At 46.5% G+C, this 22,660-nt stretch carries 23 protein-coding genes and 3 tRNA genes; 8 read left to right on the forward strand and 18 right to left on the reverse strand.

What is annotated here, in order from left to right; all coding sequences use genetic code 11:
* Positions 1 to 12: 12 nt before the first annotated feature.
* From CAFE_RS07840 to CAFE_RS07880, 10 genes are all read right to left on the reverse strand, one after another.
* Positions 13 to 849 (reverse strand): carbohydrate ABC transporter permease, encoded by an 837-nt coding sequence (locus CAFE_RS07840; RefSeq protein ID WP_156990279.1) that lies wholly within the window; start codon positions 847 to 849, stop codon positions 13 to 15.
* Positions 846 to 1,697 carry a carbohydrate ABC transporter permease gene (locus CAFE_RS07845; protein WP_413814425.1) on the reverse strand — a complete coding sequence of 284 codons (852 nt, stop codon included), beginning with the start codon at positions 1,695 to 1,697 and terminating at the stop codon, positions 846 to 848. Before CAFE_RS07845 ends, CAFE_RS07840 begins: the two co-directional genes overlap by 4 nt.
* A 179-nt stretch (positions 1,698 to 1,876) precedes the next feature.
* Complete coding sequence (locus CAFE_RS07850; protein WP_156990280.1) at positions 1,877 to 3,229, reverse strand: ABC transporter substrate-binding protein; 1,353 nt, start codon at positions 3,227 to 3,229, stop codon at positions 1,877 to 1,879.
* Positions 3,230 to 3,520: 291 nt separating this feature from the next.
* The gene (locus CAFE_RS07855; RefSeq protein WP_156990281.1) at positions 3,521 to 5,188 is read right to left on the reverse strand and encodes a sensor histidine kinase; all 1,668 of its coding nucleotides are present in this window, start codon (positions 5,186 to 5,188) and stop codon (positions 3,521 to 3,523) included.
* Positions 5,189 to 5,857 (reverse strand): helix-turn-helix domain-containing protein, encoded by a 669-nt coding sequence (locus tag CAFE_RS07860; protein WP_233452752.1) that lies wholly within the window; start codon positions 5,855 to 5,857, stop codon positions 5,189 to 5,191.
* Positions 5,760 to 6,122: a glycosyltransferase family protein gene (locus CAFE_RS20780; protein WP_461950000.1), complete on the reverse strand. Its 363-nt coding sequence runs from the start codon at positions 6,120 to 6,122 to the stop codon at positions 5,760 to 5,762. The genes CAFE_RS07860 and CAFE_RS20780 overlap by 98 nt, the downstream gene beginning before the upstream one ends.
* A complete protein-coding gene (locus CAFE_RS07865; RefSeq protein ID WP_461950001.1) occupies positions 6,008 to 6,289 on the reverse strand; it encodes a glycosyltransferase in 282 nt (93 codons plus the stop codon). The genes CAFE_RS20780 and CAFE_RS07865 overlap by 115 nt, the downstream gene beginning before the upstream one ends.
* A gap of 11 nt (positions 6,290 to 6,300) precedes the next feature.
* A complete protein-coding gene (locus CAFE_RS07870; protein WP_156990283.1) occupies positions 6,301 to 6,645 on the reverse strand; it encodes an NAD-dependent epimerase/dehydratase family protein in 345 nt (114 codons plus the stop codon).
* Positions 6,646 to 6,750: 105 nt separating this feature from the next.
* On the reverse strand, positions 6,751 to 7,872 hold the full coding sequence (locus CAFE_RS07875) for a glycosyltransferase family 4 protein (protein ID WP_156990284.1): 1,122 nt from the start codon (positions 7,870 to 7,872) through the stop codon (positions 6,751 to 6,753).
* 82 nt (positions 7,873 to 7,954) lie between these two features.
* A complete protein-coding gene (locus CAFE_RS07880; protein WP_166525096.1) occupies positions 7,955 to 9,148 on the reverse strand; it encodes an EpsG family protein in 1,194 nt (397 codons plus the stop codon).
* A gap of 805 nt (positions 9,149 to 9,953) precedes the next feature.
* Here CAFE_RS07880 and CAFE_RS07885 point away from each other — a divergent pair.
* The 5 genes from CAFE_RS07885 to CAFE_RS07905 all read left to right on the forward strand — a co-directional run bounded on the left by CAFE_RS07885 (position 9,954) and on the right by CAFE_RS07905 (position 13,416).
* The gene (locus CAFE_RS07885; RefSeq protein ID WP_156990286.1) at positions 9,954 to 10,535 is read left to right on the forward strand and encodes an RNA polymerase sigma factor; all 582 of its coding nucleotides are present in this window, start codon (positions 9,954 to 9,956) and stop codon (positions 10,533 to 10,535) included.
* Entirely contained in the window at positions 10,516 to 11,283 is a 768-nt protein-coding gene (locus CAFE_RS07890; RefSeq protein WP_156990287.1) for a DUF4367 domain-containing protein, read from the forward strand. Before CAFE_RS07885 ends, CAFE_RS07890 begins: the two co-directional genes overlap by 20 nt.
* A gap of 67 nt (positions 11,284 to 11,350) precedes the next feature.
* Complete coding sequence (locus CAFE_RS07895; protein ID WP_156990288.1) at positions 11,351 to 11,785, forward strand: hypothetical protein; 435 nt, start codon at positions 11,351 to 11,353, stop codon at positions 11,783 to 11,785.
* Positions 11,786 to 11,835: 50 nt separating this feature from the next.
* Positions 11,836 to 12,642, forward strand: a complete 807-nt coding sequence (locus CAFE_RS07900) for a hypothetical protein (protein WP_156990289.1) — start codon at positions 11,836 to 11,838, stop codon at positions 12,640 to 12,642.
* A gap of 18 nt (positions 12,643 to 12,660) precedes the next feature.
* Positions 12,661 to 13,416, forward strand: a complete 756-nt coding sequence (locus CAFE_RS07905) for a hypothetical protein (protein WP_156990290.1) — start codon at positions 12,661 to 12,663, stop codon at positions 13,414 to 13,416.
* Positions 13,417 to 13,570: 154 nt separating this feature from the next.
* Here CAFE_RS07905 and CAFE_RS07910 read toward each other — a convergent pair whose 3' ends face one another.
* Positions 13,571 to 14,260 carry a hypothetical protein gene (locus CAFE_RS07910; protein ID WP_156990291.1) on the reverse strand — a complete coding sequence of 230 codons (690 nt, stop codon included), beginning with the start codon at positions 14,258 to 14,260 and terminating at the stop codon, positions 13,571 to 13,573.
* A gap of 549 nt (positions 14,261 to 14,809) precedes the next feature.
* Between CAFE_RS07910 and CAFE_RS07915 the strand changes: the two genes are divergently transcribed.
* Positions 14,810 to 17,098: a leucine-rich repeat domain-containing protein gene (locus tag CAFE_RS07915; RefSeq protein WP_156990292.1), complete on the forward strand. Its 2,289-nt coding sequence runs from the start codon at positions 14,810 to 14,812 to the stop codon at positions 17,096 to 17,098.
* Positions 17,099 to 17,159: 61 nt separating this feature from the next.
* Complete coding sequence (locus CAFE_RS07920; protein ID WP_139104065.1) at positions 17,160 to 17,426, forward strand: hypothetical protein; 267 nt, start codon at positions 17,160 to 17,162, stop codon at positions 17,424 to 17,426.
* Positions 17,427 to 17,824: 398 nt separating this feature from the next.
* Here CAFE_RS07920 and CAFE_RS07925 read toward each other — a convergent pair whose 3' ends face one another.
* The 3 genes from CAFE_RS07925 to CAFE_RS07935 all read right to left on the reverse strand — a co-directional run bounded on the left by CAFE_RS07925 (position 17,825) and on the right by CAFE_RS07935 (position 19,897).
* Positions 17,825 to 18,271 carry a hypothetical protein gene (locus CAFE_RS07925; protein ID WP_156990293.1) on the reverse strand — a complete coding sequence of 149 codons (447 nt, stop codon included), beginning with the start codon at positions 18,269 to 18,271 and terminating at the stop codon, positions 17,825 to 17,827.
* Positions 18,272 to 18,617: 346 nt separating this feature from the next.
* Positions 18,618 to 19,199 carry a hypothetical protein gene (locus CAFE_RS07930; protein WP_156990294.1) on the reverse strand — a complete coding sequence of 194 codons (582 nt, stop codon included), beginning with the start codon at positions 19,197 to 19,199 and terminating at the stop codon, positions 18,618 to 18,620.
* A gap of 155 nt (positions 19,200 to 19,354) precedes the next feature.
* Entirely contained in the window at positions 19,355 to 19,897 is a 543-nt protein-coding gene (locus CAFE_RS07935; protein ID WP_330593893.1) for a CDP-alcohol phosphatidyltransferase family protein, read from the reverse strand.
* Positions 19,898 to 20,245: 348 nt separating this feature from the next.
* On the opposite strand from CAFE_RS07935, the gene CAFE_RS07940 reads away from it, so the two are divergent.
* Positions 20,246 to 20,869 (forward strand): GNAT family N-acetyltransferase, encoded by a 624-nt coding sequence (locus CAFE_RS07940; protein ID WP_066645429.1) that lies wholly within the window; start codon positions 20,246 to 20,248, stop codon positions 20,867 to 20,869.
* Positions 20,870 to 21,373: 504 nt separating this feature from the next.
* Here the strand turns inward: CAFE_RS07940 and CAFE_RS07945 are convergent.
* From CAFE_RS07945 to CAFE_RS07960, 4 genes are all read right to left on the reverse strand, one after another.
* Entirely contained in the window at positions 21,374 to 22,072 is a 699-nt protein-coding gene (locus CAFE_RS07945) for a class I SAM-dependent methyltransferase (RefSeq protein ID WP_156990295.1), read from the reverse strand.
* A 301-nt stretch (positions 22,073 to 22,373) separates the two neighbouring features.
* A tRNA-Val gene (locus CAFE_RS07950) sits at positions 22,374 to 22,450 on the reverse strand.
* A 7-nt stretch (positions 22,451 to 22,457) separates the two neighbouring features.
* Positions 22,458 to 22,532, reverse strand: a tRNA-Glu gene (locus tag CAFE_RS07955).
* 7 nt (positions 22,533 to 22,539) lie between these two features.
* A tRNA-Met gene (locus tag CAFE_RS07960) sits at positions 22,540 to 22,616 on the reverse strand.
* Positions 22,617 to 22,660: the final 44 nt, after the last annotated feature.

Consider the following 22,660-nt stretch of genomic DNA (forward strand, 5'->3'; position numbering starts at 1 on the left):
GGAAATATCGGATTATTTTACGGAACCAATCATACCGGCGACAAACTGTTTCTGCATCATAAAGAAAAGAAAACCTGTCGGAAGCGTAGCGATTACGATTCCGGCCATAATCATTCCGTAGTCCGGCGTATAAGAGGAACCCATCGCGGAGAGAATGAGCGGAACCGTACGTTTCTGCGGATCCTGCAGCGCAACCAGCGGCCACAGATAATTATTCCAGCTGGACATGAAGGTGATGATGGCACCCGCGGCATAGGAGGATTTCATGACAGGCATATACATGTGGAAAAAAATGCGGGTTTCATTCAGTCCGTCAATCCGCGCGGCCTCCAAAATATCCTTCGGAAAGCTTTTGGTGTTCTGACGAAAGAAGAAGATCAAAAACGCGGTGCAAACATACGGTGCGATGACAGAAATCAGCGTGTTCAGTCCGATGCCTGTCAAACCGGTCTTTCCCACGGCGCCGAACATGCGGTACAAAGGAATCATCAGCGCGCAGAATGGAACCATCATGGAAAGAAGCAGGATATTGAACACACGGTCGCGCGCCTTGCTGCGAAAAATTTCAAACCCATAGCCTGCAACGGATGAGATGAGCAGCGCGAGAACAGTGGTTATGACTGCGATAAATGTGGAGTAACCGAGAGAGGCTCCGAAATTGAGATCGCTGTGAAACAGATTTCTGAGATTTTCCACCAGGTGCGTGCCGAAAGTTAGTTTTACGGCAGTGATTTCTCTGGCATCGTTGGTGGCGGATATTATCATCCAGAGAAACGGGAAAATGGAAATAAAAGATACGATAATCATAAAGAAATATTTGAGAATTGACAGTGATTTTTTCTTCTTCATTGATTCTCTTTCCCTCCTATCTTCATTTGTATCAAGGAAAGAAACACAATCAGAACAACCACAATAAAGGCTACCGCTGACGCATATCCGAAGTTTGGCGTATATTTAAAGCACAGGTTGTAAATGTACTGCGAAATGGTAACGGTGCCGTTTGCCGGTCCGCCCTTTGTAATATTCTGCACCTCGTCGAAGAGCTGCAGCGTACCGATTGTGGATGTAATCGTGGTAAATAGAATGATCGGTTTCAGCAGGGGAACAGTCATGTGAATCATTTTCTGAAAGGAGTTGGCGCCGTCAATTTCCGCGGCTTCATAAATACTTGGCTCAATGCCCTGTAAGCCGGAAAGGTAGAAAATCATGTTATACCCGGTCCAGCGCCAGGTGATCGATAGAATAATCAGCACTTTAGCCCAAAAGGAATCCGTCGTCCATAGAATGGGGGAAAGGCCGATATGGGAGAGCAGTTGATTGAAAATGCCATCGTTGGAGAAGATGTTTTTCATGATGAGAGAATAGGATACTAGGGAGGTGATGCAGGGCAAAAAAATTGCAACCCGAAAAAAAGTGCGTCCCTTCAGATTTTTATCATTCAGTATTACGGAGATAATAAGCGCAAGGATGAGCATAATCGGAACCTGAAAGATCAGATAGATAAATGTGTTCCCAAGCGCTTTTGCCACCGTTTGGTCATGGAAAAGCCGGATATAATTCGTAAGACCGCCGAAATGCATGTTTACACCCTTACCAGTTTGAAAAGACATGATCAACGCGGCGATCATTGGGAAAAATACAAAGACGGAGATAAGGACAATGCTCATAGAAACAAAGCCCCAGCCCCACCGGTTCAACTTTTTTTCGAGGGTATGCCGACTTGAACCGTGCGGTCCGCCGACAGTTCGAAAGTCTGAAGTTATCTGTTTTGCAGCAATGCTTTGTTCACTGTTCACACGAAAGCCTCCTTATGAAAAGCAGCCGTTACCATTTCATGGCAATGGCTGCTTTATTCTTACGGTGCCTCTGGTTTTTGTCAGTCGGCTGCGGAGACGATGCCTTCGACTTCGGTCTGTGCGTTTTTCAGGGTATCATCTATGGATGCACCTTTGAGGATGCTTTGAACCGCTTCGGTCATTTTGCTTTCCACATCATAGGTCGACGTTCCGTAGTTCACGGCGGGGATATTCACAGTCCAGTCAATCCAGTTTTTATAGATCTTCTGGTTGTTGAAGAAAGCGTCGGGCGCATTGACGTTTTTGCCCGAAGAAGCGTCCTTATAGGTGCTGACAAGACTGATGTCCTTGCAAAGACTGTCAAGCAGGCCGGTATCGGAAGCAAAAGTTTTGCTCAGAAAGTCCTTGGCCGTATCCCTGCCGGCGACTTTGTCGATCACATACCAGCTTGCGCCCCCCAGATTGGAGGAATTGACAGAACCGGACACATTGGACATTTTCGGGAACTCTGCAATTGCCCATTTTCCGGACTGATCGGCCGCTTTTTTAATGCTGGAAGCATACCAGCACCCGTTCACGGAAGTTGCAACCTTGCTTTCGTTTACAGCCGCGACACCCGCGTCCCAGCCGGAAGCGGTAATGGTGATTCCCTCCTGCTGCATCTTTTTGTAAATGGTCACCGCTTCTTTCAAAGCGGCATTGTTGGCAATATCGGCTTTCCCGTCGGAATTAACATACCATTTCCCTGCGGACTGCATCATCATGCGAATCAGACCCAGATCGCTTGGATCAACGGAAATCATCGCTTTGCCGGTTTTTGCCTTGACCGCCTTGCCGATTTCAATGTATTTGTCCCAAGTGAGATTCTGCATATCCGACTGCTTGAAACCTGCTTTTTCTATCAGGTCGGTGCGGTAAAACACGCAGGAGACTCCGCTGTCGAACGGCACTCCGTAGATCTTACCGTCCTGCGTCATGGTTTTCAGTTTATAATCCATGAATTTGTCGGGTGTGGTGACATCTGAAAGGTCGCTGAGAACGCCCGGATAGGATTTCAGGTAATTCTTAATTCTGTAATCTTCAATCAGCACGATGTTCGGCATTCCGTCCACATTGCCGGATTCGAAGGCCGTATTCAGCTTTGCAACGATGTCGTTCTGCGCCATGCTTACGACATCCACCTTAACATTCGGATCAATTTTCGCATAAGCCGCTTTTGCTTCATTTGCAGCCTTTACATTGAAGGTGTCGTCCCACGCCCAGACGGTAAGCTTTTCTGCGGCATCTTTCGCAGCCGACGAAGACACGGCCTGTGAGTTCCCCGCAGCGGGTGCAGTGTCCGATGCGGAATTGGCGCCACCTCCGCTGCAGGCTGTCATACCAAGCAGCATGGCTGCGCTTAAAAAGGAAGCCGCAATACTTTTCGTTTTCATAACTGACTCCTCCTAACAATTTTGCGTTTAATCAATTGACTGTAAAAAATTTTATCATGATTATGCACAAATATTGTAGGAATATTTTGGGAAGATTTGTTATTATTTTTAGGGGTTTCCACTAAATGGATGGTGGGGATCAGAAATTATTTTTGGTATTTGAACTTTTTTTAGGTGGGCCGTCACTGTTTCTGATCGCCGGAAGGGTCACTCTTACAGTGGTGCCGTGATCCGGTTCACTGAAGATTTTTACGCCGTAATCTTTTCCAAACAGTAGCCGAATCCTGGCCTCTACGTTCCGGATGCCAATGGAATGGCTGTCCTCGCCTGGATTTCCCGCAAGCAGTAGCTCGTCGGCTTTACTCTGAGAGACATTCCCACTCCGTCATCAATCAATTCGCAATACAAATTTTTTCCGTGGCAGTCAATCAGCACGGAAATGGTTCCATGCTTCCGATCGGTGAATGCGTGGAAAAAGGAATTTTCCAAGAAAGGTTGCAGCAGCAGTCTCGGCATGAAGCAGTCGGCAGCAAGCGGACTCAGAAAAATATCGGCCTGTATCTGCTCACCGAACCGAATTTTTTGAAGGAAAATATAGTTCTTCAGATTGTCCACTTCCTCGGACGCAGAAATAAGCCCCTGACTGTTCCCAATGGTATTATGGAGAAGCTGTGAGAATGTATTGATACTTTGGACTGCTTTATTCAAATCTTTTTGCCAGATCAGCCATTTCACGGAGGTAAGCGTATTGTAAATAAAATGAGGGTTAATTTGCATCTGAAGAGTGTGAATTTCCATTTTGCGCTTCTCCTGCTCCAACTGCATGAGTTCAAAAACCTGTTTGTTCAGGTGTTCGATCATCACGCTGAAAGCGGAGGAAAGCTGCCGTACTTCATAGCCGCCGTCAATAATCTCAATGTGATCGGGCAGGCCTTCCTTCGTAACCGTGTCCATCATATGAACAAGCCGATTAATCGGCCGGGTAATCTGGCTAATAAAGAAAAAAACTGCGATGAGTACCATCACAGTAACAGCCAGACAAACGGATAGAATATAAACACTGCCCTGCATTTCGTTCAAAGCCTGTGTATAGTCGAAAATGCTTACAATATGCAGATTCCACTGGGTCATGGTCTGAGTAAGCATCAGAACCTGCTTGTTCCGAAGCCGTGTATAGAGGCATTTTTCTCCTTTGGCGTCCATCTCTCGGATGATCTGTTCCAGCTCTGCGCTTCGTTGCCCCACAGCTTCGTCATTTGGCGCAGAAACGATTGTTCCGTTCTCGTCTACCAGCATCAGATTATTTGTGCTGTTGCTGAGATTATCAAAAAACGCCTGCAAATCCGTCTGCTTCATTACAACATATGCAAATCCGTAAACGGTTTGGGACTCGGGAGAAGTCAATGCCTTCAGCGCGATGAAAGCACTTTTACCCTTGGATTGGCGCGTAATTCCGCTCTGAACATACCGGTACAGAATGCGATTGGGGTGCTTTCGGGCGTCTTGTGTGATTTCACTTTTCAAAAGCTCTTCCGCCGGCTGAGAAAGACTGGACTGATTGCTGACGTAGGTCTGACCGTTCAGGCCGATTACCGCGATATCGTAAAAGGTATCCGGCTTGACGGTATTGAGCTGTTTTATCATATCGTAAACCAGAGTATACGTTCTCGGATTTTCAGGTTCTGTTTTCAAATATTGAGAGAAGGCCCAACTGTTATTGATGGTCAGTTCCACATCGGTGATTCTGTCGTTCATCGTCTCCATTTTTTCCTCGACCGTTGCCATAATCTGCCGGTTGGACTGGCTCATTGTTTCGACATATCCTTGCCTTGTCATATGGAAAGCAGCTGCCAGCGTAAAAATAGAGACGATCAGAACCCCAGACACAACGACGAATGCAATCTTTCGAAAAAGGCTGCCCGGATGCATCACCCTGATCTTTTTTGTAAGTTTCATCATCTACTCTCCTGCTTTTCCATGCTTCCTCCGATATTCCCGCGGGGTGATGCCGGTCATCTTTTTAAATACCCGGGTAAAGTAGCTTTGATCGGTATATCCGACCGCTTCGCACACGTCGGAAATGGGGAGCGGATCCGACCGGAGCAGTTCAGCGGCATGTCGTATGCGCTCTTTGTTCAAATATTCGCTGAAACCCTCCGAGTGGTGGGAATGGAAATAAGTCGACAAATAAGAATAATTGAAATTAAACTGCCGGGCAAGGCTGGAAAGCGTTAGCGGCTCATTGTAATGGCCGTCGATATATTGTAAGATGTTTTGTATGGTGCTGCTGTGCGCGTCAATTTTATATTTGCGGAAAATTTCACGGAAATCAGTCTCTATAATGGAAAAAACCTGTGCAAAGTCTTCCGAATAAGAACAGGCGTAAATTTTAACCAGGCAGTCCCGTTTCAGGTAGGAAAGGCTGTCCGCATTCAGTCCCTGATCTTCCAAAACAGAAATCATTTGATACCACGTATTTTGAACAAGAGTTTTTAATTCCATTTCACCCAGGGAGTGTTCGCTGATAACTCTATTTACATATTTTTTCAAAAAGTTCAAGGCTTCCTCCATCTGCAAATTTTCCAACAGTCTTGTATAGTTCATAATATTGAATTTTTCCGTTTCCATTGGTTCCTGAAAATCCTGGGGCATCAAAAAATTTAATTGTTTTATAATAGCAGGTTCGCAGAAATCGCATGATTTTGTTTTCTCTGCTCGTTGTTTTTATGCCGCATACGATTTTATAGCCATTTTCCCATTCATGGACAAACAGGGGAATCATATCGATAGGATCCTGAAAATCGGCACAAAGCAGGATGGTACAATCGCCTGTCGTTTGGCACAAGCCATAATAGGGAGAATTGAACTGGCCGAAATTCTTGGCGTTAAAAATCGCCTTGATTTTATTATTATGGCTGCACAAATCGGATTGTCAATAAATATAATTTCATAATCGTATTTGGAAATCTGGTCCTGTAATATTTGAATTAGTGCCTTACTCAAAGGCGCAACATTTTCTTCTTCGTTATACGTTGGAATTAATATGCTGATTTTTTTCATAAAAATCCCCCTCATTGTAACGTCTGAAGAACATGCGTTACACCGCTCTTGAACGAAATTTCCGGTTTCCATCCGGTTTCACCAACCAACCTGGAAATAACCGGTTCAATGCTGACCATCCCTGCCGGTCCATACGGCACGGCTCCAAACAACAGCCTGCTGTTTGTACATGTCAACTCTGCCATTTCTTCCACATAATCCTTTAACGGCTTCGCACTGCCGCTACCAAAATTATAAACGCCGGAGGTATCCTTTTCAGCCAGCAGCTTTTTTAATCCTTCCGCCGCATCCGAAATATACAGAAAATCCCACATTTGTTTACAGGCGGTTAAAGGGCAGTCTTCATTTTTAAACATTTTTTCAACATGGAAATAATAGGAAAATTTAATCTGCTAAAAAACATTGAGATGCCGTAAAATTAGGTGAACATTACCATACTTTATTCTTTACTAAAGCTTTCATTAAGCATTCCATTCTATTTCATTATAACCCTGTATGACTTCCTTTAATGCGTAAGATTGTTCATAGGGCTCCAACCCGCTTCTGCACTGGTCCGATAGCCTTTTTACCAAATGCCTGTCACGGTAAAGAAGATTCATTTTTTTCATCAAATCGGTTTCGTCGTCCTTCCTGTAAAGCATCCCGTTCCGGTCTTCCCTTACAAGTTCCCGATGCCCTTTGATGTTTGTGGCCAATACGGGCAGCCCGCATGCCAGTGCCTCCATGATATTAAACGGCAGCCCCTCTATCCGGCTGCTGGAAACACAGATGTCACAAGCAGGATACAGCTTACTCATATCGGAAACATGCCCTAAGAAATAAATCTTTGTTTCGCAGGAAAGGGAATGTACGAGTGTTTGGCATCTCCCCAAAAGCGCGCCATCCCCGGCCAGAAACAGTTTTACATTCGGACATCCCCCGCACATCTTTGCAAATGCACGGATAAGAAACTCCTGGTTTTTCCGTTCGGAAAATTCCGCCCCATAGAGAAACACAAAATCATTTGTAGAAATTCCGGCCTTTCTTCGCAAAAGGAGCTTTTCTTCCGGTGCCACCGGTTTAAACCGCGACAGATCAATTCCCATCCCGTGGATATAAGCCAGTTTGTGCCGGTAAAGCTTGTGCCGCAAAGCAATTCTTTCATCCTCATGATTCATCACCATCAGCACATCCGTTACGCGCGCGCAAAGTTTTTCCGGGATCAGATATTTCCATTTTTTCAGTCCGTCATTTTCCTGGAACAGGTACCCGTGTACGGTGCAGACAACTTTTGGTCTTTTGCGCAACAAAAGAATTCCCGCGCGGACAATCGCGCTTGCCAGCTCCGTATGCGTGCTGACAAGATCAAACCGCTGCGTGCGAATCAGTTTTCGTGCTTTCAGCACGGCGCTCAAATTCCCGGGACTCAAAAATTTCTTTTGCATCGGCAACGCGACGACCCGATCGGCATAAGGCACAGAAGCTGCTTGATCCGCGGCGACCCACACCTCGTACCCCATTTCATGAAAAGCACGCAGATAGGGCAAATGGAAATTCCGAATATGCGAAAGGGTAGATGCACAATATAAGATTTTTTGAGTCATTGCAGCCCCCTGATTTTCATGTTTTTCATTCCGTCTAATCAAACCATTTCCCAAATGCCCGCCGGTCGGCTTCCTGCCTCCGTTATTCCCAAAACGTCAGATACGGAACCAGGTTGATCCGGTTGGCAAGCAGGATCCATACATGATATAAATATCCCACAAATACAAGCGTTGCCAATGCGTAGGAATAGATGTACTTGCGCGTGTTGACCTGCATCTTGAATTGGCGGCGTTCCGCGATCGCCCTTTTGCGCTCCGCCCTGTTGCGGATTGCCTTCCGGTTTACGGTCTGCGGTACGGCCTCCGCCTCCACGCTCTGCACGCCGATGCTGGCGAACAGCTCCGGAATGGTCAGAATGACCGTCGTCAGGAACATCATGCCGAAGCGCTGGTACAAAAAGTGCTGGAGCGTCATGAGGTAGAGCAAAGCGGAAAAAAAGGACAAATTGATTAAAACGCTGTTCCGCTCGTCCCGGCGCAGGATAAACCGTGTCAGAATCAGGATCACGGCAGCTGTGATGACCGGAATCGCCGCCGTCTGCCAGTCGCGGCCCATCATATAATACAGGCCCTGCTGGGTTGCATACACTTTATAGACATATTTCGTGATCAGATTAAAAATCGGCCAGGACAGCCCGGTAATCAGCGCCGCGATTCCGCTGTAGCTCAGCAGGAACTTCCAGTTGACCGGAAGCCGCGCGATAAAATAAAACGGAATCATAACAATGATCGACTTATGGAACGTCACGGCGAGCAGCACAATCAGCAGATACGGAACAAATTGTCTCTTCTTAATAAATTCGATGGAAAACAGGAAAATGGAAATCGCGATGCACTGCCGGAGGAAGCTGAGCGAATTGCCGTAAAAGCCAAAGCTGACAAACACAAACATGCCGATCCACGGAATCGGCGAAACCCGGTACAGCAGCACCGCCGTCAGTGTCACGACGACCACCGCGACGACCAGCATGAAGATATGTACGTCGCGCGTAAACAGCGAAACCACATAATTCAGCAGGCTGTAGCCCGGTTCAATCCGGTAGCCGTTGGCGGAGCTGATTAGGAATTTCCAGCCCCCGTCATGCACCTGATAAAAATAGGTTTCGTACTGCTTGTAGTCGATTCCGACCGTGTCCGCGCGCAAAAAGGCGACCGCAGTCATGGCAAGCGAGGACAGAACCAGAAAAACAATGGTGTTCCTCTTCGATTTTTTGTATTCGCAGAGCAAAAGCCCCAGAACCAGAATCAACAGAAGCAGAAGGTTATATACCGTCATAGAATTTGATCCTTCCATTTTTTTCAAAAAAATTATAGCATTAATCCCATGCGGATACAAGAAAAAGGCTGGAAACAATCCGTAAAATTCACGGGAATCGACAGGATCAAACGGATTTTCTTGACTTCCTGCCGGAAAGCGGTATAATTTTCCTTGTAAGGCACAAATAAAAGTGCAATGCAGAGGCCGGGTGCTCCAACACCCGCCTCCTGCAATACGGAGAGCGCGCTCCATACGCAACCGAAACTTCGGCACATTGCGGATTCTATTATACTTCCTGCGTCTGTTTTTGTACAGGGGGTTTTCTTAGGATTGCGCGGTGGGCCTCAAGCGGCGTCGCATATGGAATCATATCCGTATGCGGCGCCTTTTTGTGCCTTGCGGCGGAGACCGGCGGCAGGGCGCCCCCGGCTTCCGCCTGATTTGGTTTGTGAAAGGGATTTTGATAGAATGGCGGTGCCGGGCGGAAACCGTTTCCGCCCGGCACCGGCGTTCTTACAGGAGGAAGGGCTCCGCGGCAAACCGTTTGGGAAGTCTTTGCCCCTGACCGGCATGTCAGACAAGCGACGGGCAAGACAGCGCCGCGCGCGCCTGCAGGGAGCGGCCGGTACAGAAAATCAACCGTAAATTTCACAAAGCGGAATAATTCTGCTAAAATGTACTCATGAGAATTTCTTACAGGCATTTCCAATTTCGATTGCAAGCGTAGACCTGTCCCTCCCCCGCCGAAGGCGGGGGAGGGACAGAAGTAAACTCTACCGTTCAACCGGAATTGCCGTAAGGGAAACCGCGAGGAGTTGACGCTATGATATCGGTCATAATCGCCGCGATAGAGGATGACGATGATAAGGCTTTTATGCGCAATCTGTATCAGGACTATTCCGCACTTGTACGCAGCACGGTTTATACAGTGATGCGCTGCGAAAACGATATCGACGATCTGGCGGAAGATGTCTTTGTCAAGCTGATTGAAAAAATTCCCTTGCTTCGTACCTTTGACTGTTGCAAAACCGCCGCCTATGTTGTCTATACAGCAAGGAGTGTGGCAATCAACTTCATCAAGCACCGGGATGTTCAGCAAAAGCACACGTTTTACGGCGAAAAAGCCGACGTATCGGATGAGCTGATGATTCCGGAAGGCACTTTGGAAGAAGTTTATTATCATCGGGAAGAACTCGAAGCTTTGTCGGACGCGGTGTTGCGGCTGCCGGACCGGGAGAAAGACATTCTGTATTTTAAATACATACTGGAAAAGACCGATGCCGAGATTGCGGAAGACCTGTCGATCAGTCCGGGAAGTGTCCGTGAATATCTGACAAGGGCCAGAAGAGCTGCGAAAAAACTGATGGAACAGGGGGAAAAGCGTAATGACAGCCCGAAACTCTGACGTTAGACAAAAACTGTACGAAGAATATGAAGACAGCCTGTTCCGCTTGATTATGAACGATGCCGCTGAAAAAGAAGGAAAATTACTGATCGAGAAACAAGCCGCCTCGTCCGGCGGCGCGGCGAACAAGCCGTCCGAAGAGACGGTTAAAAAGTTTGAACAGAAGCTGGCAGCATACAGAAAGAAAAGCAGCGCGCCGAAAAGAAAACGGATTTTTCACAGCATCATCAATAAGGCGGCGATCTTCTTCCTCGTACTGATCCTCACATTTTCCACGGCTATGGTAACCGCACAGGCATTTCGGGTCAAAGTGATGAATTTTCTAATTGATATCCAGTCGGAATATACTTCTTTCCAGATTAAAGACAACGCAGCCGGGTCAAACGGTGAAAAGCTGACGGTCAACTGGACGAACACTTATTTGCCGACATACATCCCGGTGGGATATGAAGTGGATAGTCTTACTTATACGGAGCCATTGAAAGAGATCACCTATCGGAATCAGAAAGACAAAAACATGTTGATCGATTTTTCGGAAAATGATTCTTCCAATAACGTAGAGATTGATACCGAAAACGCATCCGTATTAAAGACGGTATTTGTGAATGGGCATAAAGGTACCCTTGTGGTGAAAGATTCACAAACAACAGTAACTTGGGAGATGGACCAACACATTTTCGTAGTCTGCACGGAAGAAAGTATCGAAGAGACGTTAAAAATAGCTCAAAACGTAAAATTTATAAAATAATGTTGTTGCAAATTTTCTTCTTTGTTGTCTTAGTAATATGTGAAATAAAACAAAGGAGAGCATTGCCATGAAAAAATTGATCAGCGCCATCATACTTGCCTTATTAGTCATTTCTCAGTCTCTTCCGGCTTTTGCTGCTGAAAAAACAGTCAGCAGGGATAGTACGGTTCCAATCCATGTGAATTTTGTAACCATTCGTCTTTTGCAGTCAGGATTAACCGTTGATTCATCAGGTAAAGCAAGCTGTACCGGCAAAGCTACACTCTACAGCAGCTCGGACAGTGCCCAACTATCGGTTCAGCTTCAAAAATATTCGAATGGGAGCTGGTCGACCGTAAAAACGTGGTCAAAGGCGGTCCAAGGAAACACTCCGACTAACATTGTGAATTCGTATTATGTCGTTAATGGTACTTATCGGGTAAGCTGCACCATAAAAGTTTATAATGCTTCTGGAGCTTTATTGGAAACTCAGACGGCGTATTCTTCCACAAAAACTTATTAGTTCCATGGCAAAATTCAAGTTAGCCGTAAACATTTTTAGGGGGTTTTTATATGCAGTCTCGTAAATTATTTTCTATCTGCTTGTCGATGCTATTAATTTTCACGTGGGGCTGCAATGCGGCAAATGGAGACGCGGTAAGCTCCGACACAGGTTCCTCGGAAAACCCGTCTTCGGAGTCCGTTTCCTCTTCCGACAGTCCGTCAGCTTCGTCCAATGCGTCAAAGACACCAGTTACAACGGATTCATCTTCTAGTTCCAATTCGCCAACTTCAGAAACAAAAAGTCTCATGTTTGCCGAAGATGATCAAACAAAGGCGATATTTCATATAGGAATGACACGGGAACAAGTGAAACAAGCTTTAACGGATAATGGGTTGAGGCTGGAGCCAAATGATTATGGAGCTTCAGATGAAGAAGTATTAAACAATGATCTTGGATTTGGTATTATTGGCGGATTAAGCACAAGCTTTGACTCGAAAACCGACCTATTGAACCAGCTGATAATATGGTCGGCTTCCGATACAGAATTGTCCAGTCCATATGAAACACAAAAGGGTTTAAAAATAGGCGATACAGTTGAAACGGCAATAAAACTGTATGGTGAACCTTTGGAAAAAAGCAAAGGCGGAGATGCTGTTAATGAGGATTTATCCATATCGTATTATTACGATTTACCGATTAATCTAGATAGTTATTATGAGCAATGTAAAAAAATAGCTGGCCCGGATAACTCGAGTGGTTCTAAAAAGAGAGGTGCACATTTGAGAATTGATATTTCACAGATGAAAGGCGATAAATTTAACAGGGTTGATTGCATTGATTATTATGCTGACCGCTATGGGGATTATTTACGATAATGTTAAAGGGGCACATTTATGAAATTTAGAAAATTATGTTTTATTAGTTTGTCGGCGCTATTAATTTTTACGTGGGGCTGCAATGCAGCAAATGGAGCCCCAGTAAGCTCCGGGACCGGTTCGGCGGTGAAAAATTCGTCTTCCGATTCCGTTTCCTCCCTCGACAGTTCGTCAGTTTCGTCCAATGCGTCAAAGTCAGCGGTTACAGCGGATTCATCTTCAAATTCAACTACGGCTTCGTCAACTTCAGAAGAAAAAGGTCTGTTATTCGCCGAAGATGATCATACAAAGGCAATATTTCATATTGGTATGACATCAGAGCAGGTAAAAAAGGCTTTAGCTGAGAATCAAATGCAAACCGTGGAAAATAGAGATCCTAGTCCGAATAGAATTTCCACTGATCATGGAATCGACCTACTTTTTACACTGGGAACTGATTTATTCGATAAGATATCAATCGAGTCTGATTCAGATACACAACTGCACAGTTCCTATAAAACACAAAAAGGGCTAAAAATAGGAGATGCAGTTGAAACGGTTAGAAAATTATACGGTGAACCCGTAGAACAAGCAAAATACGGGGATAATCTTAACGGCCAGGGCGTGGCCTATTATTACGATATTCCAATCAACTTGGACAATTATTATAAAGTACAGACTGTCAAGAATAAAAGCGACAGAGGAGTTTATTTGCGTATTAACATATCGCAGTCAAAAGGAAATAATTATAATAAGGTCGTTACGATTATTTATGCCGAGAAAGCGAATAATTAAATAACATTTATGCTTTCATGGAAATCGGTTCGGATAGGTGGTGTGGGGGTGTCATTAACCCAAATTTTTGATGCGCCAAACTAACTTTAGAATATTGCCTACTTTAACGATACAGGAAGCCTGAGCATACCGCTCAGGCTTCCTGTTGAATGGTTTAAACAACTTTGCAAACGAAAACCGCTGAACTTCTGTTGTTGATGTAAATGCCTGTGGAACCGGCGCTTACTCCAGTAAAGGCGAAGTAGTAATTGCTCCCGGACTGGCTCGCAAGGCTGATGGAAACAATGCCGCCGGTGCCTGCAACGACTTTGGGATATTGCGAGCAGGTGATTCGCGCAATGTATCTGTTTCCACGCTGAATGGTGACCGTTGAGGTCGTGTCACAAGTAAAAGAATCATCACCCCCAGAAGTAGTATGGGTCCAATAAGCCATATCGGATGACTTATATTGCTTGTTTGCTGCCTCAACTGTTGTAATTCTATAATTTCCTGGGTCTAAAACAGTTGAAGGACTCGTGGCTAAAACTGCATGACCATAACTCCGATAAAAAACAATGGGCCATGCAGCATAATTGGGTTTGGTGGTTGTGCGGGTAAACTTAAAAGTTGTGTCCCTGTACGTGATTGTAGCCGCCCAACTAAATTTTCCGTTTTTATCTGTACATTTTGAGATTACAGATTTAATAACGGCCAATTTACCGGTATCATCGCTAATCGAAAGTTTTTTGCAAATTATCATTGCCGCACAACAAACGATGCAGCCCGATTCTCCCACGGTTGACCCTTTAAACGGAAGATCATTCCACCTTGAATTTGTTTGATTGATATAACAACTGTCTGCCATTTTAAAGACCTCCATTTTAATCGTTACAGCAACTTTATAAACTATTTGTTTGGACATAACGACATTTATAACGTGTCCAATTTATAAACGCCGAAATAACTCATTCATTGCCGTACATAAAATAAAGAGAGATTAAATTTGATTTTGTAAACTTAGCGAAACCCTGAGTAAAAAGAAAGCGGGCTACCCGTCTAAATATCTTTCTGTTGGAGGCATCACATTGAATCAATGGAAACTCGGGCTGTTTATTGTTGCCATCGTATTTTTTTCGTTTGCAGGTGCTTTTTTTATTCATTCAAATTGGAAACTATCTTTGACATTCTTTTCTTGCGCGGTAGGATGGGGATTGATTACCGTAAGAACCTACAGGCAAACAGGAAAGTAAAATCTTGTCCTGGATTCCGGAATTTCATAGTTAAGAGATTGTTCCTCTGAGGCTTCCCTGATTTTTCAGAGACAAAGAAAACCCTTACCGGGTCTTCTGCCTGAAAATCCCGATGGGGAAAATTGAGAGCGGAGGGATCATTATATTTAGAAGGAGAACGTGTCATGATACATTTTTCAAAACGACTGCTCACGACTGTACTTGCGGCAGAAACCGCGGCCTTTCTATTTTCCGCCTGCACCGTCTCGGCTCCCCCGGCAAAGAACGCGGAAAGCCAGACGGCAATTTCTTCCGCGCCGGCAAGGGAACACAGAAAGCCCGTTTCAAACGCTGAGTTCGACATCGACGGTTCCATTCTCGTTTCGTACAAGGGTTCCGGCGGCACCGTGACCATACCTGACGGGATAACTGAAATAGACTCAAAAGCATTTGAAGATTCCTCAATATCGGATGTTATAATTCCTGAGAGCGTTACAAAGATAGATAACGAGGCGTTCAGCGGCTGCACCGCTTTAACCAAAATAACCATACCGGAAAGCGTTACTCAAATAGATGTAGGCGCCTTTGAAGAATGTCCGGTCCTGCAACGTGTTTCCCTGCCGGACGGCATTGAAAAAATCAGCGGCTATGCTTTCGAAGGCTGCAAAAAGTTAACCGATATCAACATACCTGAAAGCGTAACCGAAATAGACGAGGATGCCTTTTTAGACTGTGAAAACCTTGCGAACCTCACAATACCAAAGGGAGTAAAGGAAATCGGCACCGGCGCCGTTGACGGGACCGCGTGGCTCAAAAACACCAAGGGCGATTTTGCCACCCTAAACGGGATGCTCGTAAGGTACAAAGGCCACATACACAACGTGACAATACCAAGCGGCATAACAAAAATATGCAACGGTGCTTTTTATCAGGACGACACCCTTCTTGGCGTAAAAATTCCCGAGGGCGTCACGTCCATAGGCGACGACGCGTTCGCCGGATGCCTGCAGCTTGACAGCGTCACGCTGCCTAAGAGTCTTACTTCCATCGGAAGCGGCGCGTTTTCAGATTGCTTCATTTCCGATATAAAAATCCCGGAGAATGTTTCTGATATAGGCGGCGGTGCTTTTGACGGCACTATGTGGCTCAGAAACAACAAGGACGATTTCGTAACCGTGAACGGGATGCTTTTAAAATACAAAGGCAGTAAAAAAGATATAGCCGTTCCCAAAAGCGTGACTTCAATATGCGGCGGGGCGTTCAGCGGGAACACCGGCCTTGCAAGCGTGTCTTTACCCGACGGCATTACAAAGATAGGCAACCGCGCTTTTGCGGACTGTGAAAAACTGAAAAGCATCAATATCCCCGGCAGCGTAACCGCCATCGGCGAAGCGGCTTTTTCAGGCTGCAATCTCATCCACAGCATGAGTATACCGCAAAGTGTTACTCAAATAGGCGAAAAAGCATTCGCGGACTGCACCGCTTTGTCATCGATAGATTTACCGGTCAAATTATCAAAAATAGAAGACGGTACTTTCGACTACTGTGAGAACCTAACGGATATCAATATCCCCAAAAGCGTCAAAAGTATTGGCGGAAGCGCCTTTTACGGCTGTGGGCTTGAGAGCATAGACATTCCCGACGGAGTTACGGAAATAGGAGATTACGGCGCTTTTTCTTCATGCGCAAAACTTAAATCCGTACGGCTGCCCGACAGTGTAGTAAAATTAGGACGTTATCCTTTCATCGGATGCAGCAGCCTTGAAGCGATAAACGTAAGCACTGGAAATCAACAGTATTGCAGCGACGGCGGCGTTTTATATACTAAAGACAAATCGCGGCTTCTTTGCTGCCCCGGAGGCAGGGAAGGGACGTTTACGGTACCCGGCGTCGTAACCGAAATCGGCAGTGGCGCGTTTCACGGCTGCGATAAGCTGACTGCCGTGAAGCTGTGCGGCGGCATCAATATTATTGGCGACCGCGCATTCTTCTTCTGCAAAAAGCTTACCGGCATCGCGATCCCTGAAAGTGTCGCCGTTATAGGATACGACGTGTTTTCCCACTGCTCCGATATGCGATCAGTCACTGTCGGCAGCGGCAGCAGCGTATATGCCAGTGAAGACGGTGTGCTTTACTCAAAGGATAAAAGTACGCTTCTTCTATTCCCATGCGGCAAAGGCGGGACTTTTACCGTCCCCTCAACCGTTATCAAAATCGGTACCGATGCATTTGACAGCTGCGAAAAGCTCACCGACGTAATAATATCCGAGGGCGTTACCGAAATAGACAACAGCGCATTTTCAGACTGTACCCTGCTTAAAAGCATTTCTATTCCCAAAAGCGTTACAAAAATAGCAGGGACCGCCATTTGGCCAAGTGATTCCGGCGTAGAGCTTACCATAAAGGGCATCACCGGTTCCGAGGCTGAAAAATACGCGAATAACAGCGGCATTAAATTTAAAAAGCTCGGTTAAATTGAAAGAAAATATTCAATAGTCACCGATTCTTAGTCAATTTTTGAAGGAAATAAAGTCTATGAAAGCAACGAAGTTTTCAGCATTTTGTTTATCCGTCTTTATTTTAACCATGGCGGGCTGTGGCACCCTCAACGGGGGAAACGCGGTAAGCTCCGGGACCGGTTCCGCAGCAGAAAACTTGTCTTCCGAGTCTCCGTCGTCGGGTTCTTCGGAAACATCCTCTGCGCAAAGCACCGTTTCCCAGTCGCTTTCCGGCAAATCGGTCAGCTCAAAAGAGGATCTTTCGGAAAAGACGTCGTGCTTTCTGTTGGGGGCATCACATTGAATAAGTGGAAACTCGGGCTGTTTATTGTTGCAATAGCATTTTTTTGTTTGCAGGTGCTTTTTTTATTCATTCAAATTGGAAACTATCTTTAACATTCTTTTCTTGCGCGGTAGGATGGGGATTGATTACCATAAGAACCTACAGGCAAACAGGAAAGTAAATTTTCTTTACATTTCAACAATAAACAATGGATCTCTGCAATATATTTTTTGCAGAGATCCATTAAATCGTGCCTATTTTACAGGTGACAGTAAAAAAACTCCAAATTTGTTAAACCGGGTTCACCGGAACTTTCAGCTTTGTCCAGTGCGCGTAAAGCTTGCCATCCACGATTGCGTTTGAGTATTCAATATGTATTTTTCTCTTGAATCGTGGGAAGGAATGCGCCGCGCAGGGTTTTATTCCACGGTCACACGGAATCGGCATTCCTGCGCGCCGGAGAGGACCGTGTGCATCAGCTCCACCCGGATTTTCTTTTCCGGCAGCAGTGTGTTGAGCACATAAAGAATGCTCTGCCGGGAGCACTCGCAGTGTACCGGCGCGGATGCGAGACCCGCTTCCACCGCCGGGCAGAGGCAGCGCGGATAGCCGATCTCGTAGACACGGCCGCGCTCGACGATGTGCGCGAAGAAGAACTCCGACCGCCCGTATTTTTCGTACTGCAAATCAAGATCGCCGCCGCACTCGTTAAACTGCCGCTGCTGTTCATTTAAAACATAGTTCTGAACACAGCTTACCGCACAGGGGCGGTACAGCTTCTCTTGTTCGCTCTGCGGCAGCTTTTCGATGCCGCATTCCAGCGTCTTAAAAAACGTCTGGTTAAAGCGCTCCCATTCATTTGCCATATCAAAGCGTACCTTTCTTTCTGCTTTATTTTCCGCCGCCGGCGCAAAAAATTCATTTCGGACAATATTTCGTTGGCGACGTAATTTCCGTTATAAAAAGCGCGCAGTTTGTCCAGGCGACGGGCGCGTTTTGAGCCTGCCTTTTTGGCGGCAACCTGCAGGTCCTTGTACTGGAAGATAGCGCAGCTGATATGCTCCCGCTCCAGATTTTCCGGGGTCAGTAGAATGTAATTCCGTAGGAACCTCCTTGCCGGAATAAAAATACGGAAACAACGCGGCGCGCACACCTGCGGCCCCGATATCAAAGTTTCTCTCCCCGTGTTTTCAATACAGTAATGCCCGGGGCTTATCCGAGCGCCGGCAGCAAAGCGAGATCCATGCCGCCCATGATGAGCGCCGTCGTCGCAAGCGGTACAATGCCGTCGATAAAGCCCGCTTTAGCAGGGAGCTGGTAGTACAAAACATAGCAGACCAGACTGGCCGACGCGCCGACGGCAATCAACGCCGAAAAAGCCATTGCGGTTCCGCGGCCAAACGCGCCGCAGCCGAACAGGACGCTTGTCTCGTTCAGCGCCAGCATGGCCCAGCCGACGATCAGAAAAAGCTCTGTCGTTACCGGTCGGTGCAGCGAAAACCTTGTGACGATCAGCAACAGCACATATGCGGCGATACCTCCCCTTAGTACCCAGCCGGATGGAATCAGACCCGGTTTGTCCGCCGCCATGCCCAGACCTCTGGCGGCAAAGACCACTGCCGTGATCCCGGCGGCAAACGCGGGGATCAGCAGCCAGCCGGTTTTCATGCCCTTGATTGGGTTCACGGGTCGAAACGCCAGCAGCCACCACAGAAGATAAAACGAGCAGCAGACCACCAGAAGCAGATTGCAGAGAAAAAACCGCCTTGTTTCCAACGAAAAATGTTGCAGCATATTGCACCCCTCCTTCCGAATTTCCCGCACGATCGGTTGACTTCTTTTGCTGTTCCGCTGCTTTTTTCAAAGGGGCCCTTCAAAATCAGCGGCTGCACGCAAGCAGTTCTTCATGACCGTCCCTGTTTGCGGATTCCCGAAGGATGATTTTGTTTTCAGAAGATGCTCCGGCGGTCGCGGTTCAGTGTGGGGGCGCTGATGGTAATCGCGAGTTCCTCCAGAGACGATAACAGCGCCGCGGCACACAGGATGACGCCCGCGGCAGTCAGCCCCAGCGCCGCATCCATAACCGGGAATGTGAAAATCAGCGCGCCCGTAGCCTTGTTCGCGTAAGTATGCAGGGCGGAAAAAGTTTTGTATCTCACAAATCCGATGGCATAGCACGTAAGACGCAAGGCCGCGATGAAGGCGGCGCCGATCCACAGCCATATGCGAAATGGGAGATACCGCACCGTGAAAACCGCGATTGCCGCGGTGAAAACCAGATCTGCGGCGCTGTCCAGCATCGCTCCGGCGACGCTTTGCGTGTTCAGCCTGCGGGCCAGCGCCCCATCCAGAAGATCGCTGATTCCACCGCACAGATAGCAAGTCCAAAAAGCGGCGGAGAATGGAGCGGCCAGTACCATTCCGCCTGCAAACAGAAACCTAGTGGTAGTGACGGCGTTGGCTAGATGTTTGATGGCGATATCCCCTCGCACTTTTTTATCATCATACCATGTTTTAGTCCCGGAATAAAGTCTCTTTGCAGCAGATGTTTTCCTTTTTCAGCAATCTTGTCCGTGTTACAAAAGGAGGCTGGGATAATGGGCTCTACCGGGCCCGGCGCCTTGACTTGTTGGATACACTGCCAAACCGCCTCTTGCGTTCTCAAGTGCAAAGCACTATAATGGAGCCATGACCGCGGCTCAAAGCCCGATCAAATAGAACATTTAGGAGACTGCTGTTTGAAAAACAACGCCTTGGAGATTGTCGGCTAACCGGGAGGTTTGCTGAACACATCTCGAACCTCCCTGAATTGAAAACCATCAATTTTAGGAGGAAAAACCATGCAAAACGAATATACCATCCGTTTGGAAACAACAAGCGATTACCGCGAAACAGAAAATCTGACGCGCGAGGCGTTTTGGAATGTCTACCGTCCCGGGTGTCTGGAGCATTATGTTCTGCACACCTTTCGCGGCAGGCCGGATTTTGTTCCGGAGCTGGATTTCGTGATGGAGCTCCGCGGCAGACTGATCGGTCATGTGATGTATGCCCGCTCTGAGATCCACGCCGACGACGGCAGAAGCATTCCCATCATGACCTTCGGCCCCATCAGCATTGCGCCGGAATTGAAGCGACAGGGCTACGGCACGATATTGTTGCGCCACTCCATGAACGAGGCCAAAAAGCTGGGCGCGGGCGCGCTGGCCATCACCGGAAACATCGACTTTTACGGCCGGTCCGGTTTCGTGACGGCAAGCACGAAGGGCATCCACTACTTTGCCGAGCCACGCGACGCCGTGGTTCCCTATTTTCTGATCTGCGAGTTAAATCCCGGCTTTCTGGGAGGCGTTTCCGGCACCTACAAGGATCCGGAGGGCTACTTCGTGGATGAAAAAGAAGCTGAAACCTTCGACGCACAGTTTCCGCCCAAAAAAAAGCTGAAGCTGCCGGGGCAGCTGGCGTAACCCTATCATGCGCGGAGCGGTCACGGAACCGCTCCGCGCTTCTGCCCTGTATTGCATGAAAAAACAAAATCTGTTCAATCCCATTCCACGGAATGCTTTCCGCTCGTTTTACCCAACGATTATCTGGACATCGGCACCCCGGTCGGCTGGCCGAAGTCTTTGAACCTTATCTGCCACTCGCATCTGCATCGTCCCAAAGTGCAAATTCACCCTGCTTTTCATTCTTTTCCCCGCACCTATTTTACCACGAATACAGTAAAAATCAGCATCTATGCGGTCGTTCGCTCGGTCATCAGGCATCATGGGAGCGTAAGGGAAATGCCCCCGTTCCGCGAACCTCTGCACGGGGAATAGAGAAAACGAGCGTTGAACCCGGTCCTCCGGATTGCGCCGGGGATCGACTAAATCCACCGTATAAACCAAAAGCAGAAGAACCCCTAAGGGTGCTTCTGCTTTTGTGTCATCTGCTCAATTTAGATGCAGGCTTTGAATTATGCGCAAAACCTATATTTTACGTAAAATGACATGATGAAAAAATGCGACGGATTTATAATCTTCTAGAGTGCTGACTTTTCTCTCAATATCAAGCATTTTTTCCTGCCATGATTGTTCCTTTTGAATATCCTGATTCTGTTGCAAACACCAAAATGTTCTCATACCTAGAACTTTAACAATTTCAAAAGAGCATCCGAACCATTTTAATATATCCGCATCATCATAATAGTCGATAGTTCCAAAATGTTGAGCAGTTCCATTTTTACCTGCCAGTAATTCGCTTGCATGCTCAAAGTTGTTCAGCAATACTACCATCTGCATAACTCTGCCGGCCCTGTTATGTTTTAAAATTGAAACAAAACCATTATTTTTTAGTATCCGCGAAAATTCATTTATGATTTCCTCCCTCTTTTTTACATATTCCAGAACATTATGACATAAAATCACATCAAACGATTCATCCCTGTAATTTTTAAGCTCATTCAGACCGCCTATTACTTGTGTATATTTATTTTCCGTAAACCGATTCTGTAACATCTTCTCGTCTGGCTCAATAGCGATTACCTCGTTATCTGCGGCAAAATGGCTGGCAGTTAATCCATTCCCACTTCCAAAATCCAATACTTTTTTATTTTTGATAAAGTTTAGTTGCTCCCATGTCATCTTTTTCTGCAATAACTCCCAAGGCGCTATATCGCTTTCTATCATTGAATCCTCCGCATTTTTAATAATCCGAACTGAGTATACCATGAAAAACAAAATAATAAAAGGACTCAAACCAAGAAGGTTCAAATCCTTTTATTTTATAGGAAAAATGTTGCAAAAAAATTTACTATTTCAAAAGAGTCTTATTGCTAACTGCATTTCACAACAACTAATTCTTTTATGCAGATATTAGCATACAGCAAATCTGTTTAGCTTTCTATAACAACGGAATTCAAATTCATTTTACCACACTTTCCAAATAAAAAAAAGACATACCTCCCACTTGGCGGAAGATATGTCTTTTTGGTGGACACAGCGGGACTCGAACCTGCGACCTCTCGCGTGTGAGGCGAGCGCTCTAACCAGCTGAGCTATGCGTCCACACTTTTGGTGACCCGTACGCGATTTGAACGCGTGTTACCGCCGTGAAAGGGCGGTGTCTTAACCACTTGACCAACGGGCCATATAAATGGTAGCGGCAATTGGATTCGAACCAACGACGCTTCGGGTATGAACCGAATGCTCTAGCCAACTGAGCTATGCCGCCACGAAACTCCGTTCTTCATAGCGGAGCGTTATTCATTATAATAC

The sequence above is a fragment of the Caproicibacter fermentans genome (genome assembly GCF_009746625.1).
Classification (GTDB): domain Bacteria; phylum Bacillota; class Clostridia; order Oscillospirales; family Acutalibacteraceae; genus Caproicibacter; species Caproicibacter fermentans.

Coding starts and splice junctions, on each gene's coding strand:
- CAFE_RS07840 (WP_156990279.1), bottom strand. CDS start 849: ATGAAGAAGAAAAAATCACTGTCAATTCTCAAATATTTCTTTATGATT.
- CAFE_RS07850 (WP_156990280.1), bottom strand. CDS start 3,229: ATGAAAACGAAAAGTATTGCGGCTTCCTTTTTAAGCGCAGCCATGCTG.
- CAFE_RS07855 (WP_156990281.1), bottom strand. CDS start 5,188: ATGATGAAACTTACAAAAAAGATCAGGGTGATGCATCCGGGCAGCCTT.
- CAFE_RS07860 (WP_233452752.1), bottom strand. CDS start 5,857: ATGGAAACGGAAAAATTCAATATTATGAACTATACAAGACTGTTGGAA.
- CAFE_RS07865 (WP_461950001.1), bottom strand. CDS start 6,289: ATGAAAAAAATCAGCATATTAATTCCAACGTATAACGAAGAAGAAAAT.
- CAFE_RS07870 (WP_156990283.1), bottom strand. CDS start 6,645: ATGTTTAAAAATGAAGACTGCCCTTTAACCGCCTGTAAACAAATGTGG.
- CAFE_RS07875 (WP_156990284.1), bottom strand. CDS start 7,872: ATGACTCAAAAAATCTTATATTGTGCATCTACCCTTTCGCATATTCGG.
- CAFE_RS07880 (WP_166525096.1), bottom strand. CDS start 9,148: ATGACGGTATATAACCTTCTGCTTCTGTTGATTCTGGTTCTGGGGCTT.
- CAFE_RS07885 (WP_156990286.1), top strand. CDS start 9,954: ATGATATCGGTCATAATCGCCGCGATAGAGGATGACGATGATAAGGCT.
- CAFE_RS07890 (WP_156990287.1), top strand. CDS start 10,516: ATGACAGCCCGAAACTCTGACGTTAGACAAAAACTGTACGAAGAATAT.
- CAFE_RS07895 (WP_156990288.1), top strand. CDS start 11,351: ATGAAAAAATTGATCAGCGCCATCATACTTGCCTTATTAGTCATTTCT.
- CAFE_RS07900 (WP_156990289.1), top strand. CDS start 11,836: ATGCAGTCTCGTAAATTATTTTCTATCTGCTTGTCGATGCTATTAATT.
- CAFE_RS07905 (WP_156990290.1), top strand. CDS start 12,661: ATGAAATTTAGAAAATTATGTTTTATTAGTTTGTCGGCGCTATTAATT.
- CAFE_RS07910 (WP_156990291.1), bottom strand. CDS start 14,260: ATGGCAGACAGTTGTTATATCAATCAAACAAATTCAAGGTGGAATGAT.
- CAFE_RS07915 (WP_156990292.1), top strand. CDS start 14,810: ATGATACATTTTTCAAAACGACTGCTCACGACTGTACTTGCGGCAGAA.
- CAFE_RS07920 (WP_139104065.1), top strand. CDS start 17,160: ATGAAAGCAACGAAGTTTTCAGCATTTTGTTTATCCGTCTTTATTTTA.
- CAFE_RS07925 (WP_156990293.1), bottom strand. CDS start 18,271: ATGGCAAATGAATGGGAGCGCTTTAACCAGACGTTTTTTAAGACGCTG.
- CAFE_RS07930 (WP_156990294.1), bottom strand. CDS start 19,199: ATGCTGCAACATTTTTCGTTGGAAACAAGGCGGTTTTTTCTCTGCAAT.
- CAFE_RS07940 (WP_066645429.1), top strand. CDS start 20,246: ATGCAAAACGAATATACCATCCGTTTGGAAACAACAAGCGATTACCGC.
- CAFE_RS07945 (WP_156990295.1), bottom strand. CDS start 22,072: ATGATAGAAAGCGATATAGCGCCTTGGGAGTTATTGCAGAAAAAGATG.